General features: G+C 69.6%; 9 protein-coding genes and 2 pseudogenes. 10 read left to right on the top strand and 1 reads right to left on the bottom strand.

Going from position 1 to position 18,097, the window contains the following annotated elements; genetic code table 11:
• The first annotated feature begins 20 nt into the window (after positions 1-20).
• The 5 genes and pseudogenes from VS93_RS00850 to gatA all read left to right on the top strand — a co-directional run bounded on the left by VS93_RS00850 (position 21) and on the right by gatA (position 7,553).
• On the top strand, positions 21-1,040 hold the full coding sequence (locus tag VS93_RS00850) for a methionine synthase (protein ID WP_046468098.1): 1,020 nt from the start codon (positions 21-23) through the stop codon (positions 1,038-1,040).
• Between the two features lie 23 nt (positions 1,041-1,063).
• On the top strand, positions 1,064-3,241 hold the full coding sequence (ligA, locus tag VS93_RS00845; protein WP_046468097.1) for an NAD-dependent DNA ligase LigA: 2,178 nt from the start codon (positions 1,064-1,066) through the stop codon (positions 3,239-3,241).
• 295 nt (positions 3,242-3,536) lie between these two features.
• Positions 3,537-5,587: pseudogene (locus VS93_RS00840) on the top strand (putative bifunctional diguanylate cyclase/phosphodiesterase).
• A 167-nt stretch (positions 5,588-5,754) separates the two neighbouring features.
• Positions 5,755-6,054, top strand: a complete 300-nt coding sequence (gene gatC / locus VS93_RS00835) for an Asp-tRNA(Asn)/Glu-tRNA(Gln) amidotransferase subunit GatC (protein WP_046468096.1) — start codon at positions 5,755-5,757, stop codon at positions 6,052-6,054.
• Positions 6,054-7,553, top strand: a complete 1,500-nt coding sequence (gene gatA, locus VS93_RS00830) for an Asp-tRNA(Asn)/Glu-tRNA(Gln) amidotransferase subunit GatA (RefSeq protein WP_046468095.1) — start codon at positions 6,054-6,056, stop codon at positions 7,551-7,553. The genes gatC and gatA overlap by 1 nt, the downstream gene beginning before the upstream one ends.
• Before the next feature lie 129 nt (positions 7,554-7,682).
• Here gatA and VS93_RS00825 read toward each other — a convergent pair whose 3' ends face one another.
• Positions 7,683-8,942: a Cys-Gln thioester bond-forming surface protein gene (locus tag VS93_RS00825; protein ID WP_338022655.1), complete on the bottom strand. Its 1,260-nt coding sequence runs from the start codon at positions 8,940-8,942 to the stop codon at positions 7,683-7,685.
• Positions 8,943-9,672: 730 nt separating this feature from the next.
• On the opposite strand from VS93_RS00825, the gene gatB reads away from it, so the two are divergent.
• The 5 genes and pseudogenes from gatB (at position 9,673) to ilvC (ending at position 18,054) form a co-directional block, all read left to right on the top strand.
• Positions 9,673-11,220, top strand: a complete 1,548-nt coding sequence (gatB, locus tag VS93_RS00820; protein ID WP_046468145.1) for an Asp-tRNA(Asn)/Glu-tRNA(Gln) amidotransferase subunit GatB — start codon at positions 9,673-9,675, stop codon at positions 11,218-11,220.
• Between the two features lie 334 nt (positions 11,221-11,554).
• Complete coding sequence (locus tag VS93_RS00815) at positions 11,555-14,260, top strand: putative bifunctional diguanylate cyclase/phosphodiesterase (RefSeq protein WP_046468094.1); 2,706 nt, start codon at positions 11,555-11,557, stop codon at positions 14,258-14,260.
• A gap of 379 nt (positions 14,261-14,639) precedes the next feature.
• A pseudogene (locus tag VS93_RS00810) lies at positions 14,640-16,398 on the top strand (acetolactate synthase large subunit).
• Positions 16,399-16,417: 19 nt separating this feature from the next.
• Positions 16,418-16,942 (top strand): acetolactate synthase small subunit, encoded by a 525-nt coding sequence (ilvN, locus tag VS93_RS00805; RefSeq protein ID WP_046468093.1) that lies wholly within the window; start codon positions 16,418-16,420, stop codon positions 16,940-16,942.
• 116 nt (positions 16,943-17,058) lie between these two features.
• Positions 17,059-18,054, top strand: a complete 996-nt coding sequence (gene ilvC, locus VS93_RS00800) for a ketol-acid reductoisomerase (protein ID WP_173434227.1) — start codon at positions 17,059-17,061, stop codon at positions 18,052-18,054.
• Positions 18,055-18,097 lie beyond the last annotated feature (43 nt).

The raw sequence follows: 18,097 nt of genomic DNA, 5'->3' as shown, positions 1-18,097 counted from the left end.
GTGCTCTACCCTGGGGCACCGTGAGTGAGCAGCGCTACCCCTGGCCCGAAGCGAGTTCCACCGGCGTCGGATCGTATCCGGGGGAGGACCCGGACGAGGTGGCGCGGACGATCCTGGGAGAGTTGCCGGACCTCCCGCACCTCGCTGAACTGCCCGGGCGCGGTGCGGGCGCCGACATGATCGGCCGATCGGCCGCGCTGCTCGTCGACTTCCCGGTGGAGGTGCAGCCCACGGGCTGGCGGGTGGTACAGCGTCCCGGGCGCGACCTGGCGCGGGCGGCGAGCTTCCTCTCCTATGACCTCGACGCGCTCGAAAAGCACGCCCACGCCTACGAAGGGCCGCTGAAGATCCAGGTGGTCGGCCCGTGGACCCTCGCCGCGGGGATCGAGCTGCGGTCGGGCGAGCGGCTGCTGGCCGACTCCGGAGCGGTCGCCGACCTGTGCGAATCCCTGGTCGAGGGCGTGTGTGCGCATATCGAGGACGTCCGCAGGCGGGTGCCACGAGGACGGATCCTGGTGCAGGCCGACGAGCCGTCACTGCCGGCCGCGCTGCAGGGAGGCGTGCCGACGGTCAGCGGGTACGGGCGGCTGCGGGCGATCAACCGTGTCACCTGCGAGGAGAGGATGCGCGCGCTGTTCGGCGCCATCGCCGACACCGGGGCCTTTCCGATGGCGCACTGCTGTGCGCCCGCGGCACCGGTCGACCTGCTGCGCCGTTCCGGCGCGCGTGCCCTCGCCCTGGACGCGACCCTGCTGACCCCGGACTCCGACGAGGCCCTGGGAGTCGCGGTCGAGGACGGCCTGGGACTTTTTCTCGGCGTCGTGGCGGGTACGGACACGCCGTTGTCGGACCCGGCGACTACCGTCGAACCTGTACGTGAGCTGTGGAACCGGATCGGCTTCGCTCCGGAGCAACTGGCCCGCACGGTGGTCACCACGCCCACCTGCGGGCTGGCCGGGGCCTCGCCCGACCATGCGCGCGCGGCGCTCGCGGCCTGCCGCAAGGCGGCGCGGGTCCTGCGCGAGGAGCCACGGCGCTGAATGAGCCGAAAGGACGTGTCCGGGTGAGCGCGCAAGAACGGGCAGGTACCGATGCCGTCTCCGCCGCGGTGCGGGAGCGCCACGCCGAGCTGTGCCAGGAGCTCGACGACCACAGCTACCGGTATTACATGGGTCGCCCGATCATCTCCGACGCGGAGTACGACGAGCTCATGGCCGAGCTCCGGGCGATCGAGGACGCCTATCCCTCGCTGATCACCCAGGATTCGCCCACGCAGAAGGTCGGCGCTCCGATCAGCGTCGACTTCGCGGCGGTCGAGCACCTGGAACGCATGCAGAGCCTGGACAACGCGTTCGATCCCGAGGAACTGCTGGCGTGGGTGCAGCGGGTGGAGAACGAGATCGAGATCGACGCGTACCTGTGCGAGCTCAAGATCGACGGCCTGGCCGTCGACCTCGTCTACGAGAAGGGGCGGCTCGTCCGCGCGGCCACCCGGGGCGACGGCCGGGTGGGCGAGGACATCACCCCGAACCTGCGCACCATCGACGCGGTGCCGGTGCGGCTGGACGAGAGCGTCCGGGCCGCCCACGATCTGCTGGAGGTGCGCGGTGAGGTCTTCATGCCCTGGGACGCGTTCGAGTCGCTCAACGCACGGCTGGCGGACGAGGGCAAGCAGCCCTTCGCCAACCCCCGGAACGCCGCAGCCGGCTCACTGCGGCAGAAGGACCCCCGGGTCACCGCGACCCGCCCGCTGACCATGCTCGTGCACGGGTTCGGCGCGTACGAGAGTGTGCGCTTCACCCACCAGTCGCAGGCGTATGAGCTGATGCGCGAATGGGGGCTTCCGGTCGGCGACCGCTATCGCGTGCTGCGCACGGTCGACGAGGTCCGGTCCTACATCGATTACTACCAGGGGCACCGCCACGACACCGGCTACGAGATCGACGGCGTCGTGGTGAAGGTGGACGACATCTCCGTGCAGCGCCGCCTCGGCTCCACGAGCCGGGCGCCGCGCTGGGCGATCGCGTACAAGTACCCGCCAGAGGAGGTCACGACCAGGCTCCTCGACATCCGGGTGAACGTCGGGCGCACCGGGAGGGTCACCCCCTACGGCGTGATGGAGCCGGTCCGTGTCGCGGGCTCGGAGGTCGAGTTCGCCACCCTGCACAACGCCAACGAGGTGAAACGCAAGGGCGTGCTGATCGGCGACGTCGTGCTCGTGCGCAAGGCGGGCGACGTCATCCCGGAGATCCTCGGGCCGGTGCTGGAGCGGCGGGACGGTTCCGAGCGGCCCTTCGTCATGCCGGAGCACTGCCCGGAGTGCGGTACCCGACTGGGGCAGCAGCGGGAGGGCGACGTCGACCTCCGCTGCCCCAACGCCCGCTCCTGCCCGGCGCAGCTCCGGGAGCGGCTCTTCCATCTCGCGGGGCGCAAGGCGTTCGACATCGAGGAGCTGGGCTACGTCGCGGCGACCGCGCTGACCCAGCCGCTCGAACCGGCCGAACCCCCGTTGCGCGACGAGGGCGACCTGTTCCACCTCACCATCGAGCGGCTGCTGCCGATCAAGACGCTGGTCCTCGACCCGGACACCGGGGAGCCCAAGATCGACCCCGAGACCGGCGAGCGCAAGGTGGTCAGCTTCTTCGCCAACCAGCAGGGCAAGCCGAAGAAGACGAGCGAGAAACTCCTGGAGCAGCTGGAATCGGCCAAGCGGCGTCCTCTGCCGCGGGTGCTGGTGGCGCTGTCGATCCGGCACGTGGGGCCGGCCGTCGCGGAGGATCTGGCCCGGCACTTCCGCTCCCTCGACCGGATCGCAGAGGCCGACGAGGAGGAGCTCGCCTCGGTCGACGGCGTCGGCCCGACCGTGGCGAGGTCGATCGTCGAGTGGTTCGAGGTGGACTGGCACCGCGAGATCATCCGGAAGTGGCGCGAGGCCGGTGTCCGGATGGAGGAGGAAGGCGCCGCCAGCGGGCCGCGTCCGCTGGAGGGGGTGACGCTCGTGGTCACCGGATCGCTCACCGACTACAGCCGCGACAGCGCCAAGGAGGCGGTGGGGAGGCTGGGCGGCAAGGTGACCGGGTCGGTGTCGAAGAAGACCGACTTCGTCGTGGTGGGCGACAGCCCCGGCAGCAAGTACGACAAGGCGGTGCAACTCGGGGTTCCGGTCCTGGACGAGGACGGTTTCGGTGTGCTGCTGGAGAAAGGGCCGGATGCGGCCATGGAGCACCGGCTGAACAGCTAGAATATGGCGCTCTCTACAATGGGCGATCAATGTGCTACGTGTCGCAGTATTCTGGAGCGAATCGGGTGATTGGCCTAGGTACTGTACGCCTCACCTAAAGTCCTCGTCCGGCGACACCTGGTGACGAAGCGTCGTAAGCTGAATGCGTACTGGGTGCATCCCGTCATTCCAGACGACGGCTGTGACGGTCATAGGGGTGACCGCCCCGGCCGAGACAACACTCGTGAGGAGCGTCGGCACCGCGACGGACCCGCCCGCCCGGTGCCGCGTTCCGTGAATCACCCCGAGGACGCATATGTTGGACCCCAACAACACCCGGGATGTCGGCCCGCGGATCGGGACGCCGCTGTGGCTGTACCTCGTGAGCACACAGTGGCCGGCTGCGTCCTTCTCGGTGTCTCCCTGTTCTGGTTCGGTTCCGAGCGCCTGCAACTGCTCGCGGCGCAGCCGCTCATCTGGGTCATGCTGGGCATGGTGATCATCGGCGAGCTGCGTCCCATCGCCACCCCGACCGCGCCGACCGATAACGGGTCCCCGACCTCGCTGCCGTTCTCCTTCGCGCTCATCATCTTCTACGGCCTGCCCGTGGCCGGGCTGATCCAGGTGATCGCCACGGTCATCGCCGGTGTCGCGCGCGGCCACGCGGCGCACCGGACCGCGTTCAACGGAGCCCAGTACGTCCTCAGCTTCGGCGTGGCCGACGCCGTGATCCGGCTGTTCGGCCCCGATACCGCCGACGCGCCGTGGATCCCCGAAGGCGCGCACCTCATCGTGGTGGCGCTCGCTGCGGGCGGCTACTTCCTGACCAACCTGGTCCTGGTGGAATGCGCGGTCGCCATGCACGAGCGCGCCCCTCTGCGCTCCATGCTCACCAAGGACATCGGCCAGCGGCTGTTCGTCAGCGGGGTGCTGCTCAGCCTGGCGCCCCTGGTCGTGGTCGCCATGACACACTCGGTCTGGCTGGTGCCGCTCTTCTTCTTCCCGCTGTCCGCGCTGTACATCAGCGCCACACTGTCGGTGAAGCGCGAGTACCAGGTCAACCACGACGAACTCACCGGACTGGCCAACCGCAAGCTGCTGATCCTGCGCACCCAGGAGGCGCTCAGCGAAGCCCAGCAGCGCAACCACCGTGTGGGGCTGCTCCTCCTCGACCTCGACCGGTTCAAGGAGGTCAACGACACCCTCGGGCACCCCACGGGCGACCGCCTGCTGCAGACCGTCGCACGCCGGCTCACGCACAGCGTGCGGCCCGGCGACCTGGTGGCGCGGCTCGGCGGCGACGAGTTCGCCGTGCTGCTGCCGCAGGTGCGCGACGCTGTCTCGGCGCGCGAGGTCGCCACGCGCCTCCGGGTCTCGCTGGCCGAGCCGATGCGTCTCGACGGCATGGACTTCGACCTGGAGGCCAGCATCGGTATCGCGCTCTACCCGAACCACGCCCCGGACTTCGAGCTCCTCATGCAGCGCGCGGACGTCGCGATGTACGTGGCCAAGGAGAGCCGGTCGGGGGTGGACCTCTACGCGCCGCACAAGGACCGCAACTCCACGGCCCGGCTCAGCCTGTTCGGCGACCTGCGCCGCGCGCTGGTCGAGGGCGAGCTGGAGATGTTCTACCAGCCGAAGGTCAACCTGGATGAGTACCAGGTGGTGGGTATGGAGGCGCTGGTCCGCTGGCGGCACCCCCAGCGCGGTGTGCTCCCGCCGGAGGAGTTCGTGCCGCTGGTCGAGCAGTCCTACCTCATGCGCAACTTCACGCACGAGGTACTGGAACTGACACTGTCGCAGGTCGCGCGCTGGCGGGCCGACGGCCTCCGAACACCGGTGGCGGTCAACCTCTCGGCCCGCGAACTGCTCGATCCCACCCTGCCCGACATCGTTACCGCCGGTCTGCGCCGGCACAGGCTGCCCGCCCGCGTGCTGCGCCTGGAGATCAGCGAGCGCGTGATGGTGACGGACGCCGACGCGATCACGCCGACGATCCTCGCCCTCGCCGACCTTGGAGTGTCCCTGGCCCTGGACGACTTCGGGACCGGCTACTTCACCCTGGCGCGGCTGAACGGCCTGCCGGTGCAGGAGATCAAGGTCGACGAGTCCTTCGTCCAGCGGATCGTCGACGACCCCGACGGCCGGGTGATCGTGGGTTCCGCCATCGATCTCGTCGGCACGCTCGGGATGCACGCCGTCGCCGAAGGCGTGGAGACCGCCCGGGTGGCCGAGGCGGTGCGTTCCATGGGGTGCTACGCGGCCCAGGGGCGGTACTTCGCTCCTCCGCTGGAGGCGGCCGAGGCCACCAAATGCCTCAGAAAGCACAAAGCCCTGCCGGCGGAAGAGCACACGAGGTCGGCTTAGCCGGGCCGGTCGGCTCAGGGCTCCCCGCGCTCCCCGGGCGGTCATAGGATTGAGCTGTCCGAGTCCGACCGAGCCGTGCGCTCCAGAGGCCGTTCCGGCCGCGCGCGAGGGGCACCGCTCCTACGCTCGGACACGTCCGAGTCCACCGAAGAAACGGTTTGCCATTCATGTCCGCCATTACCCGCGATGAGGTCGCTCACCTCGCCCGGTTGTCGCGGCTGGCGCTGCACGAGGACGAGCTGGACCAGCTCGCCGCCCAGCTTGATGTGATCATCTCTGCTGTGGCCAAGGTGCAGGAGGTCGCCCAGGGCGATATCCCGCCGAGCTCGCACGCTCTGCCGCTGACCAATGTGTACCGCCCGGATGAGGCCCGTCCGGGCCTCGACCCCGACCAGGCGCTGGCGGGCGCGCCCGCGGTGGAAGACGAGCGGTTCCGCGTACCGCGGATCCTGGGGGAGGAGGCGTGATGGGGGCGGAACTCCTCCGGATGAGCGCCTCCGAGCTCGGCGCGGCCATCCGCACCGGTGAGACCACCTCCGCCGCGGCCACCGAGGCGTACCTGGACCGGATCGTCGAAGTCGACGGGGAGGTGCACGCCTTCCTGCACGTGGACCGCGAGGCGGCGCTGGAGCAGGCCCGGGCGGTCGACGCGCGCCTGGCCGAGGGCGCGGAACCGGGACCGCTGGCGGGTGTCCCGGTGGCCCACAAGGACGTGTTCACCACCAAGGACATGCCCACCACGGCGGCGTCGAAAATCCTGGAGGGGTGGCGTCCGCCCTACGACGCCACGGTCACCACCCGGCTGCGCGAGGCCGGGCTGGTCATCCTCGGCAAGACCAACATGGACGAGTTCGCGATGGGGTCCTCCACGGAGAACTCGGCCTACGGGACCACGCGCAACCCGTGGGACCTCTCCCGCATCCCCGGCGGCTCCTCCGGCGGCTCCTCCGCCGCCGTCGCCGCCTACGAGGCACCGCTGGCCACCGGTACCGACACCGGCGGATCGATCCGGCAGCCCGCGGCGGTGTGCGGCCTGGTCGGGGCCAAGCCCACCTACGGGGGCTCCTCCCGCTACGGCCTGATCGCGTTCGCCTCCTCGCTGGACACGCCGGGGCCTTTCGCGCGCAACGTGCTGGACGCCGCGATGCTGCACGAGGCGTTCTCCGGGCACGACCCGCGCGATTCCACGTCCGTCGACGCCCCGGTCCCGCCGGTGGTCGAGGCGGCGCGGCGGGCCGACATCGAAGGACTGCGCGTCGGTGTCGTCAAGGAGCTCGACGGCGAGGGCTACCAGCCCGGGGTGCTGCGGCGCTTCCACGAGACCGTGGAACTGCTGGAAGGACTGGGCGCCAAGGTGGCCGAGGTGTCCTGTCCCAGCTTCGGTGCCGCCCTGGCCGCCTACTACCTGATCGCGCCGAGCGAGTGCTCCTCGAACCTGGCGCGCTTCGACGCCATGCGCTACGGCCTGCGGGTCGGCGACGACGGTACGCGCAGCGCCGAGGAGGTCATGGCACTGACCCGGGCGGAGGGGTTCGGCCCGGAGGTCAAGCGCCGCATCATCCTGGGGACCTACGCGCTGTCCAGCGGCTACTACGACGCCTACTACGGTTCGGCGCAGCAGGTGCGCACACTCGTCAAACGCGACTTCGACGCCGCGTTCGGCAGCGTGGACGTCCTGGTCTCGCCGACCACGCCCACCACGGCGTTCCCCATCGGGGAGCGCGCCGACGACCCTATGGCGATGTACCTGGCCGACCTGTGCACCATCCCGAGCAACCTGGCCGGCAACGCCGCCCTTTCGGTGCCGTGCGGGCTCGCGCCGGAGGACGGGCTTCCGGTGGGGCTGCAGATCATGGCCCCGGCGCTGGCCGACGACCGCACCTACCGTGTCGGCGCCGCTGTGGAGGCCGCCCTGGCCCGGCAGAACGGTTCGGACCTGCTCAGCGGGAGCGCCTTCGCTGTGTGAGGGCCGCGGTCGGCCCGACCGCGGCCCGCGATTCCCCCGCGCGGGGGATCGGGCACACGAGAACGCCCGCCGCCGTGGAGTCACGGCGGCGGGCGTCGTCGTAGCCGCGGCCTCAGCCGCTGGGGGCGCTTAGCCCTCCAAGGTGGCGCTGCGGCGCTTACGGCTCAGGTACATCGCGGTGGCGCCGGTACCGAGAGCGGCGACGGCCGCGAGGATCAGGCCGGTGAGAGCGGTGCCGGTGACGGGCAGGCCGCCCTCCTTCTCCTCTTCCTCCTCCGGCTCGGGCTTCTTGTCGGCGGGCTCGCTCGACTCCGGGGACGGCTCCTCGGACGGCTCCGGCTCCGGCTCCGGTTCGGGCTCGGGCTTCTCCTCGCCGGGCTCCTCGGGCTTCTCGGGGACGCCCTCGGTCCAGCTGACCTTGGCGCTGCTCTCCACCGTGGCCTCGCCGGTCTTGGCGGTGATCAGCGTCTGCGTCGGGTCCTGGCCCTCGACACCCTTGAACAGCAGGCCGGCGTGCACGTTGGTGGAGACGGAGGCGGAGACGGTGGCCTCGCCCGGTTCGGCGTCCTCGGGAACCTGCACGCCGAACTTGCCGCCGTCGCCGGCACTCTCGACCGGCTCGCCGGTCTCCAGGTCGACCAGTTCGACACCCTCGGGCGCGTCGAGGTTCAGCGGGACGGAGTCGGCGCTGGTTTCGAGGGTGAACTCGCCGATGGTCGAGCCGGCCTCGCCTTCGGCGGAGGAGGGGGAGATCCGCAGCGAGTTGTCGGGCTCGCCGGTCTGCGGCAGTTCCTCGGCGTTCTCGACCAGGTAGTCGTAGACCTTCTCGACCTTGTCGTGGTTCCTGCCCTCAAGGCTGACGTCGTTGCTGAAGTGCCAGATCGCCGCCTGGGTGCCGCTCATCGCCTCCTTGTCGTTGAGGCCGTCGACGCCGATCTCCTCGGCGAGCTCGTCGGCGCCGACACTCGGGTAGGAGTTCTGCAGGATCCAGTGCACCTTCGCCGGCTCGGCGAAGTCGCCCTTGCCCGGGTAGTTCGACCAGGAGTCCTCCTGGTAGTCGGCCCCGTTGACGATGCCGGTCTCGAAGTCGATGCAGTAGGTCTGCAGGACCGTGTCGTCCTCGAGCTTCAGGTTGAACAGGTTGGCCTTGATGTTCCCCTTGCTGGTGGAGAGCTTCAGGCCGTTGAGGCGTTGCCGGCGTAGGTGCCTTTGGCGCCCTCGGCGAATGCCGGGCCGGCCGCCATGCCGAAGGCGAGAAGGGCGGCGGTGGTGCCGGCGAGCGCGGTCAGGCCACGGACGCGGTGTCTCGGGGGGTGGGGGAGGGATGTATTGTTCAAGTTCTTTCCCGGTTAGTTCTCGAAAAGGAGCCGGATGGTGTCGTTCGCCCACCTCAAAGGGCGAATTGCGGGTGGCCGGCCGAGAAGGGGCGCGCGCCTTTCCGTCCTGCGTCGCGCCGGGCCTCGGTGCGGTGATCGGCCACGGGGGAACTGAGCGTGCCCGTGAGGGCGCTATACGTCGATCGTCGCTGGCGCGCATCGGGACGCGGCGACGAGAAGGTGACTACCGCACCGCCAGATACTAGCGCTCCAATTCCAGGGTTCCAACCGTTCCGGTGGAATGTTGACGACCGTTTCTCGACCCTTGTTATCGGAAGGCCGTGACCTGCGTGTTCGCTTCATCTTTCCGGGGGGACGAAAGTCCCTTTATTTCATGTCGGATCGTTACCGTTCTCAGGTAAACCAGATCCGGGGTACGGGATTCTGGGTGCAATTAAGGAATGACCAGCGGAAACAGGAGGTCTCATCACGGCCTGGTCACGGCGTGCGGCCTTCGGTGCCGCTGTCTCCCGCTTCGCGGAAGTCCGCGGGAGAAGGGGAACGGGGACCGCTCGGAAGCCCCGTGCGGGGGTAAAGTGACCGGCCACGGGAGGCGGACTCCGCGGTCGCGCCCGGGATGGCCGCGCGTCGCCCGAGGCATCGGTAAGCTGCATGCAGTGCCCGCTGCGGTCCATGCGGAGAGGGCACGGCCGGTCACGATGGATGTGTTCCGCTGGCCGGGTGGTACGCGCATACAGTGCATACAGTGGGACTTTTCGGATACGGAAACGGGTTGTGTGGCGATGGTTGGCGCGGTAACGAGTAGCCCTGCCACGAGCGGAGGTCCGGCACCGGTTGCGTACGACGACGTTGTACGCAGGTACGAGCCCGTGCTCGGGCTGGAGACGCACGTCGAGCTGGGCACCGCCTCGAAGATGTTCTGCTCCTGCTCGACTGTGTTCGGAGCCAAGCCCAACACCCAGGTCTGCCCGGTCTGCCTGGCGCTGCCCGGTTCGCTCCCGGTCGCCAACGGCGCCGCGGTGGAGAGCGCGATCCGGCTCGGCCTCATGCTGAACTGCTCTATCGCCTCATGGTGCCGATTCGCCCGGAAGAACTACTTCTATCCGGACATGCCGAAGAACTACCAGATCTCGCAGTACGACGAGCCGCTGTGCACCGACGGCTACCTCGACGTCGCGGTCGAGACCCCTGACGGCCCCCGTGAGTTCCGGGTGGGGATCGAACGCGTGCACATGGAAGAGGACACCGGCAAGACCTCGCATGTCGGCGGGGCCACCGGCCGCATCCACGGCGCCGACTACTCCATCGTCGACTACAACCGGGCCGGCATCCCGCTGCTCGAAGTCGTCACCAAGCCGATCGAGCACACGGGCGAGTTCGCTCCGGAGGCGGCCCGCGCCTACGTCCGGGAACTGCGCGACCTCGTCCGCTCCCTCGGTATCTCCGATGTGCGCATGGAGGAGGGGTCGCTGCGCTGCGACGTCAACGTGTCCCTGATGCCGCGCGGCGGCACCGAATGGGGTACCCGCAGTGAGACCAAGAACGTCAACTCCCTCCGCTCGGTCGAGCGGGCCGTGCGCCACGAGATGGAACGGCAGGCCGGCCTCCTCGACGCCGGGCAGCGTGTCGTTCAGGAGACGCGCCACTTCCAGGAGGCCAGCGGAACCACGGTCTCGGGGCGGAGCAAGGAGGAGGCGCAGGACTACCGCTACTTCCCCGACCCGGACCTGGTGCCGGTCGCTCCGAGCGCCGAGTGGATCGAGGAGCTGCGCGCGACCCTGCCCGAGCCGCCCGCCGCCAAGCGGGCCCGGCTCCAGGCCGAGTGGGGCCTCTCCGATGAGGAGCTGCGTGACCTGGTCAACGCTGAGGCCACCGACCTGGTCGCCGCGACCGTCGACGCCGGCGCGCCCTCGGCCGAAGCCCGGAAGTGGTGGCTGAACGAGCTCTCCCGCCGCTCCACCGAGGCCGAGATCTCGCTGTCCGCGCTGGCGATCACCCCCGCGCAGGTGGCCCGGATCATCGCGCTGGTGGCCGAAGGCACTCTCACCAACAAGCTGGCACGCCAGGTGGTCGACGGCGTGCTCAACGGCGAAGGGACGCCCGACGAAGTCGTGGACGCCCGCGGCCTCAAGGTCGTCAGCGACGACTCCGCCTTGGGGGCCGCGGTGGACGCGGCCATCGCCGACAACCCCGATGCCGCAGAGAAGGTCCGCAGTGGCAAGGTCGCCGCCGCGGGCGCCTTGGTCGGAGCGGTGATGAAGGCTACCCGTGGCCAGGCCGACGCCGGCCGTGCCCGCGAGTTGATCCTTGAGCGGCTCGGCGCGGGATGACCCGGGAAAGGCAGCGAACACGGAGTGTGACCGTGTTGTCGCCTTGTCTCTGCCGGGCCTCTATCTGAGCGTGACATTGGATCAATAGCCTGGTCACGCAGGATTCGGGTGCGCTGCGGCGATCGGCGGTCGAGGGGGTGGCGGGCGGTTCCGGGCGCGATGGCGAACCCGCGGGGGGTGAACCAGTGTCCGGGCGTTGTTCCGCGGATTCCGAGATCTCCCGCAGGGGTCCGTACGACAGACTGCCACTAACCGGAAGGGTGCCCATGTTCACGGCCGTCGCGGGGAGGCATGCGTCCCGCCTCGCCCGGACCACGTACCCCGGGGCGCCGCGATGAAGAGCGGCACCCGCAGGTGGCTCGGCGGTATCCTGCTGCTCACCCTGGTCTACGCATCGGGGACGATGGTCGACGCCGGCGGGATATCGCTCACCACATGGCTCGGTAGCTGGCCCGTGGCCCTGGCCGCGGGAGCGGCGGCCGTGTCGCTGCTGTACGCGGCCCGCCACCGCGCCGAGACGGCCGAGGATCCGGACGCCGACGCCGCCGGCGCCGACACCGCCAGCGCGCTCCGCTATCTCGGCTTCTCCGCGCTCGCCTGGTGCGCGGGCGCCATCATCTATTCGGTCACGGGCCTGCTCAGTGCCAGCGCCGCTCTGTCGCTGACGTTCGGCGACCTGTTCGCGCTCATCGCGCTGCCGCTGTTCGTCATCGGGTTCACCCGCTTCGCCCCGCTGCCGAGCGGGCTGCGCCCGGCACTGCGGCACCTGACCGACAGCTACGTCTGCGCGGCCGCCTTGTTCTCCGTCGTGTGGCTGCTGGTGTTCGCCCCGCTCTACAGCGAACTGGAGGAGAGCGCGGGCCTTCTCGGGTTCGCGCTGGTCTACCCGGTCGCCGACATCGCGGTGCTGTGCCTGCTGGCACCCCTGGTGTTCACCTCCCCGCACAGCACGCGGCGCGCGGTGCTGATCGCGATCGGCGCTTTCGTCATCATCTGCGGTGCGGACCTCATCGGGGCGGTCACCCGTCTGACCGGAGCCGCCCTCGCCGGAGGCATCGAGTACCCGGTCCGGCTGCTCGGGTTCGCCCTGCTGGGCAGCCTTCCCTGGTTGATCCGGGAGCGTGCCGGGGCCGAGCCGCGCCGGATCACCGGCCGCGGCCTGTACCGCTTCGCCCCCGAGATCGCCGCGGCGGGCGCGCTGTGCGTCGCCACGGTCATCCTCACCGTCGCGGCGCTGCGCCTGGAACAGGTGGCGCCGGTACTGCCGTTGGCGGCGGGCTCGGCGGTGGTGGTGCTCGTGGTGCGGCTGATCGGCTTGCTGGAGGAGAACGCGACCCTGACGCGCATGGTCCTCACACGCGAGCGCCATTTCCACGAACTCGCCCGCAACAGCGGGGACGTCATCCTGATCCTGGACTTCGACGGCAGGATCTTCTACATCAGTCCCGGCGCGGCCGAGACGTTCGGGTACCGGCTGGACGACATCCTCGCCGAGCCGGTCACCTCGATGATCCACCCCGAGGATCTGCCCGATGTGGGCGCGGCGATGTCCGCCTTCAACCGGGGCGCCAACGAGGGGATCCACCTGCGGGTGCGGATCCGCGCGGGCGACGGCACGTGGCGGCACATCGAGACCACGGCCTCGCTGTACGAGCAGCCGGGTGAACCCGATCGGCTGCTGGTGACCACGCGCGACATCAGCGCTCAGGTGGCACTGGAGGACCAGGTCAACCACCTGACGTTCCACGACGGCATCACGGGCCTGCCCAACCGCGCCTACCTGGAGGAGCGCACCCGCGAGGTGCTCACCCGCCGCGAGCGTGCGGGCGAGGCGCCGGGAGAGGTCGCCGCGATCTTCCTGGACCTCGACGGTTTCACCGCCGTCAACGACTCCGCCGGGCACACCTTCGGCGACTACCTGCTGGCCCAGGCCGCCCGCCGGCTCCGGGGCACCGCCGGCTCCGGCGTCACCCTCGCGCGCTGGGGCGGGGACGAGTTCGCGGTGCTGATAGAGGAGAGCGCCCACGCCCAGCAGGTGGTGGACCAGGCCGAGCGGCTGTCCAGGGTCGTCAGCGCCGAGCCGTTCCAGGTGGCCGACCGCGAGGTCGTGCTCACCGCGAGCGCCGGCGTGGCGTTCGCCGAGCAGGGGATGGACAGCGGCGAGCTGCTGCGCAACGCCGACATGGCCATGGCCCGGGCCAAGGAGCACGGCGGTGCCGGGCGGCTGGAGATCTATGCCGCCCACATGCACGCCAAGGTGGTGTCGCGGCTGGAACTCCAGACCGAGCTGCGCCAGGCCCTGGCCGACCGCGAGTTCGTGCTCGAGTACCAGCCCGTGGTGGACCTGGCGAGTTCGCGGGTCACCGCCGTGGAGGCGCTCGTGCGCTGGCAGCACGGCGACGAACTGGTCCCCCCGAGCGAGTTCATCGGGCCGGCCGAGGAGTCGGGCCTGATCGCTCCGCTGGGGGAGTGGATCCTGCGCGAGGCCTGCGAGAAGGTCGCGCTGTGGCGCGCTTCGGAGTGGGACATCGGGCTGTCGGTGAACCTGTCGGTCAAGCAGATCCTGTCGCCGCGGTTCGTCGAAACGGTGGCCGGGGTGCTCGCCGAGAGCGGGCTGCCGGCCGAGGTCCTGACCATGGAGGTCGACGAAGAGGTCCTGCTGGAGAACCCGGGGGAGGCCGTCGAGCGGCTGTCCGAGCTGCGCCAGCTGGGGGTGCGCCTGGCCATCGACGACTTCGGGATGGGGTACGCGTCGCTGGCGCATCTGCGGGAGCTCCGGGTCGATGCGATCAAGATCGATCCCTCGTTCGTCCGGGATCTGGGATCCGACGGCACCGTCACGCTGCTTACCCATACGATCATCCGGCTGGGCCAGGACCTCGGCATGCAGGTCATCGCCGAAGGGATCGAGAGCCCGGAGCAATTGGAGCAGTTGCGCTCGATGGGGTGCGGCCACGGCCAGGGCTTCCTGGTGGCGCGGCCCATGATCGCCGAGGGCGTGGAGGCGCTGGTGGGGGGCGAAGCGGGGATACCGCTGTAGGGCGGGTGCCCGCTGGATCCGCTACCGGGGAGAGCGCCTCACGGGACGGGAACGAGATCCGTCTCACCATATGTCTCCGGTGCGACACCGTTTTTCGGTCTGGAAAACCCGGTCTTCGCAGGTCGCCGTGTCCTGCGTAGACCCGCATGCTGATCGTGTCGTCTCATATATTGAGATAAAACCGTGTCTGAGTTGACGGAGTGCCACCGGCTCGGCCATCGTTAACACCGTGCAGAGCAACTTCCACATTCTCGTACTTGGTCGGCGCGCGGCGAGCTGACCGAGTTTCTGCTGCGCGCCCCCCTCAACCGCATCGCGGTGGGGGGTTTTTTGTTGCCAGGCACACCTAGTTTCCGAGCCCTCTCCGAAGGATCTTGTGATGACCGAGCAGATGACCGGAGCCCAATCGCTCGTCAGGTCGCTGGAGCATGTCGGCGTCGACGTGGCGTTCGGGATCCCCGGCGGGGCGATCCTCCCCGCCTACGACCCCCTTTTCGACTCCGCCCGGGTACGCCACATCCTCATGCGGCATGAGCAGGGCGCCGGCCACGCGGCGGAAGCTACGCCTACGCCACCGGCCGCCCCGGGGTCTGCATCGCGACCAGCGGACCCGGGGCCACCAACCTCGTCACACCGCTGGCCGACGCGCATATGGACTCCGTTCCGGTCGTGGCCATCACGGGTCAGGTGGCCTCCCCGGCGATCGGCACCGACGCCTTCCAGGAAGCCGACATCTGCGGCATCACGATGCCCATCACCAAGCACAACTACCTGGTCCGGGACGCCGCTCAGATCCCGCGGACGATCGCGGAGGCGTTCCACGTCGCCTCCACCGGCCGGCCCGGGCCGGTCCTGGTCGACATCGCCAAGGACGCCCTGCAGGCGCAGACCGCCTTCTCCTGGCCGCAGCGCCTGGACATGCCCGGCTACCGGCCCGTGACCAAGCCGCACGGAAAGCAGGTCCGCGAAGCGGCGCGGATGATCGCCGAAGCCAAGCGGCCGGTCCTCTACGTCGCGGCGGTGTGTTCAAAGCCGGGGCCTCGCAGGAGCTGCGGATCCTGGCCGAGCTCACCGGGCTTCCGGTGGTCACCACGCTGATGGCGCGCGGGGTCTTCCCGGACAGCCATCCGCAGCACCTGGGGATGCCGGGCATGCACGGGACCGTCGCCGCCGTGGGATCGCTGCAGAAGGCCGACCTGATCGTCGCGCTGGGCGCCCGCTTCGACGACCGCGTCACCGGCAAGCTCGACAGTTTCGCCCCCGACGCCAAGATCGTGCACGCCGACATCGACCCGGCCGAGATCTCCAAGAACCGGCACGCCGACGTCCCGATCGTCGGTGACTGCCGCGAGGTCATCGCCGACCTGGTGGTGGCCGTCCGCAACGACCAGACCAACGGGCGCCAGGGCGACTACGCCGGCTGGTGGGCCCAGATCGAGCGGCTGCGCAGCGTCTACCCGCTGGGGTACGAGGAGAGCCACGAGGGCGGACTGTCCCCGCAGCACGTCATCAAGCGCCTGGGCGAGATCGTTGGCCCGGACGCCGCCTACGTCACCGGGGTCGGCCAGCACCAGATGTGGGCCTCCCAGTTCATCGGGTACGAGAAGCCCGGGACGTTCATCAACTCCGGTGGCCTCGGGACGATGGGGTTCGCCGTCCCCGCCGCGCTCGGAGCCCAGGTCGCCAGCCCCGGCCAGACCGTCTGGGCGATCGACGGCGACGGCTGCTTCCAGATGACCAACCAGGAGCTCGCGACCTGCGCGGTGGAGAACATCCCCATCAAGGTCGCGGTCGTCAACAACGGGAACCTGGGCATGGTGCGGCAGTGGCAGACCCTGTTCTACGACGGCCGGTACTCCAACACCGACCTGCAGACCGCGCCCAAGGACGAGAAGGTGCGCATCCCCGACTTCGTCCGGCTCTCGGAGGCGTACGGTTGTGTCGGACTGCGGTGCGAGCGCCCCGAGGACGTCGACGCCACGATCGAGAAGGCCATGGCCATCAACGACGCCCCGGTCGTGATCGACTTCTCCGTCAACCACGACGCCATGGTCTGGCCGATGGTGGGGCCCGGAGTGAGCAACGACAACATCCAGTACGCGCGTGACATGGCGCCCGAATGGGACGACGAGGACTAGGGAAGGGCAACGTTTCACGATGAGCCAGCACACGCTTTCCGTCCTCGTGGAGGACACGCCGGGCATACTGGCGAGAGCATCGGCGCTGTTCTCCCGCCGCGGATTCAACATCCACTCCCTCAGCGTCAGCACGACCGAATACGAGGGGCTGTCCCGCATGACGATCGTGGTCAACTGCGACCGCCACCCCTTGGAGCAGGTGACCAAGCAGCTCAACAAGCTGGTGAACGTCATCAAGATCGTCGAGATGGACAACGACGCATCGGTGCGCAGGGAACTCCTGCTGGCGAAGGTCAAAGCCGACGCCGGCACCCGTTCCCAGGTCATCCAGACGGCCGAACTCTTCCGGGCCAACGTGGTCGACGTCCACCCGGACGTCGTCGTGGTCGAGGCCACGGGCCGACCCGAGAAACTCGACTCGCTGGTCCGGAACCTGGAACCGTTCGGCATCAAGGAGCTGGTGAAGTCCGGACTGGTCGCACTGGGGCGGGGACCGAGGTCGATCACCGATCGGTCGCTCCGCGCAGTCGAGCGCAGCGCGTGAACCACCCCCGGACGCGCGGTCGGCCAGGCGCGGGCGCCGGGAACCCGTCATCCGCACCGCCCGGCCGCACCGGCCCGCGGCGGTGCCGAGCAGCAAGGACTAAGGAGTAAGCCGAAGTGGCAGCAGAGATGTACTACGACGACGCCGCGGACCTGAGCTTCGTCCAGGAGCGCAAGGTCGCCGTCATCGGCTACGGCAGCCAGGGGCATGCGCACGCGCTGTCGCTGCGGGATTCCGGTGCCGACGTACGGGTCGGGCTCGCGCAGGGCTCCGCCAGCCGCGCCAAGGCCGAGGAGCACGGCCTGCGCGTCGTGACGCCCGCACAGGCGGCCCAGGAGGCCGACCTGATCATGATCCTGGTGCCGGACCACATCCACCGGGACCTCTACGCCAACGAGATCGCCCCCCACCTCAAGTCGGGCGACGCGCTCTTCTTCGGCCACGGGTTCAGCATCCGCTACGGCCTGATCCAGCCTCCGGCCGATGTGGACGTCGCCATGGTCGCGCCCAAGGGGCCCGGGCATCTCGTCCGCCGCCAGTTCGAGGCGGGCCGCGGCGTTCCCGTGCTCGTCGCCGTCGAGCAGAACCCCTCGGGCAAGGCGTGGGACCTCGTGCTCTCCTATGCCAAGGGCGTCGGCGGCACCCGCGCCGGTGCGCTGAAGACCACCTTCACCGAGGAGACCGAGACCGACCTGTTCGGTGAGCAGGCGGTGCTCTGCGGGGGGCTCTCCGAGCTGATCAAGGCCGGGTTCACCACGCTCACCGAGGCCGGGTACCAGCCCGAGGTCGCCTACTTCGAGTGCCTGCACGAGGTGAAGCTCATCGTCGACCTCATGTACGAGGGCGGCATCTCCAAGATGTACTGGTCGGTCTCCGACAACGCCGAGTACGGCGGGTACACCCGCGGGCCGCGCGTCGTCAACGAGCAGACACGCGAGGAGATGCGCCGGATCCTGTCCGAGGTCCAGGACGGCAGCTACGCGCGCGAGCTCGTCAACGAGTTCGACGCCGGCCGGCCGAACTTCCTCAAGCGCCGCGAGTCCGAGCAGAGCGAGCCGATCGAGAAGGTGGGCGCCGAGCTGCGCCCGCTCATGAGCTGGCTCAAGGGCTGAAACCGCGCGACACGGCGGCCCGGCGGACGCGCCGTCCGGGCCG

Source organism: Allosalinactinospora lopnorensis (assembly GCF_000981225.1).
GTDB classification, from domain to species: Bacteria; Actinomycetota; Actinomycetes; order Streptosporangiales; family Streptosporangiaceae; genus Allosalinactinospora; species Allosalinactinospora lopnorensis.
This window is presented reverse-complemented; position numbering and strand designations above follow the sequence as displayed.

Bases quoted from the DNA above. Each gene is read 5' to 3' on its own strand.
- gatC (WP_046468096.1), top strand. From the start codon at position 5,755: ATGTCCGCCATTACCCGCGATGAGGTCGCTCACCTCGCCCGGTTGTCG.
- ilvN (WP_046468093.1), top strand. From the start codon at position 16,418: ATGAGCCAGCACACGCTTTCCGTCCTCGTGGAGGACACGCCGGGCATA.
- gatA (WP_046468095.1), top strand. From the start codon at position 6,054: ATGGGGGCGGAACTCCTCCGGATGAGCGCCTCCGAGCTCGGCGCGGCC.
- VS93_RS00815 (WP_046468094.1), top strand. From the start codon at position 11,555: ATGAAGAGCGGCACCCGCAGGTGGCTCGGCGGTATCCTGCTGCTCACC.
- gatB (WP_046468145.1), top strand. From the start codon at position 9,673: ATGGTTGGCGCGGTAACGAGTAGCCCTGCCACGAGCGGAGGTCCGGCA.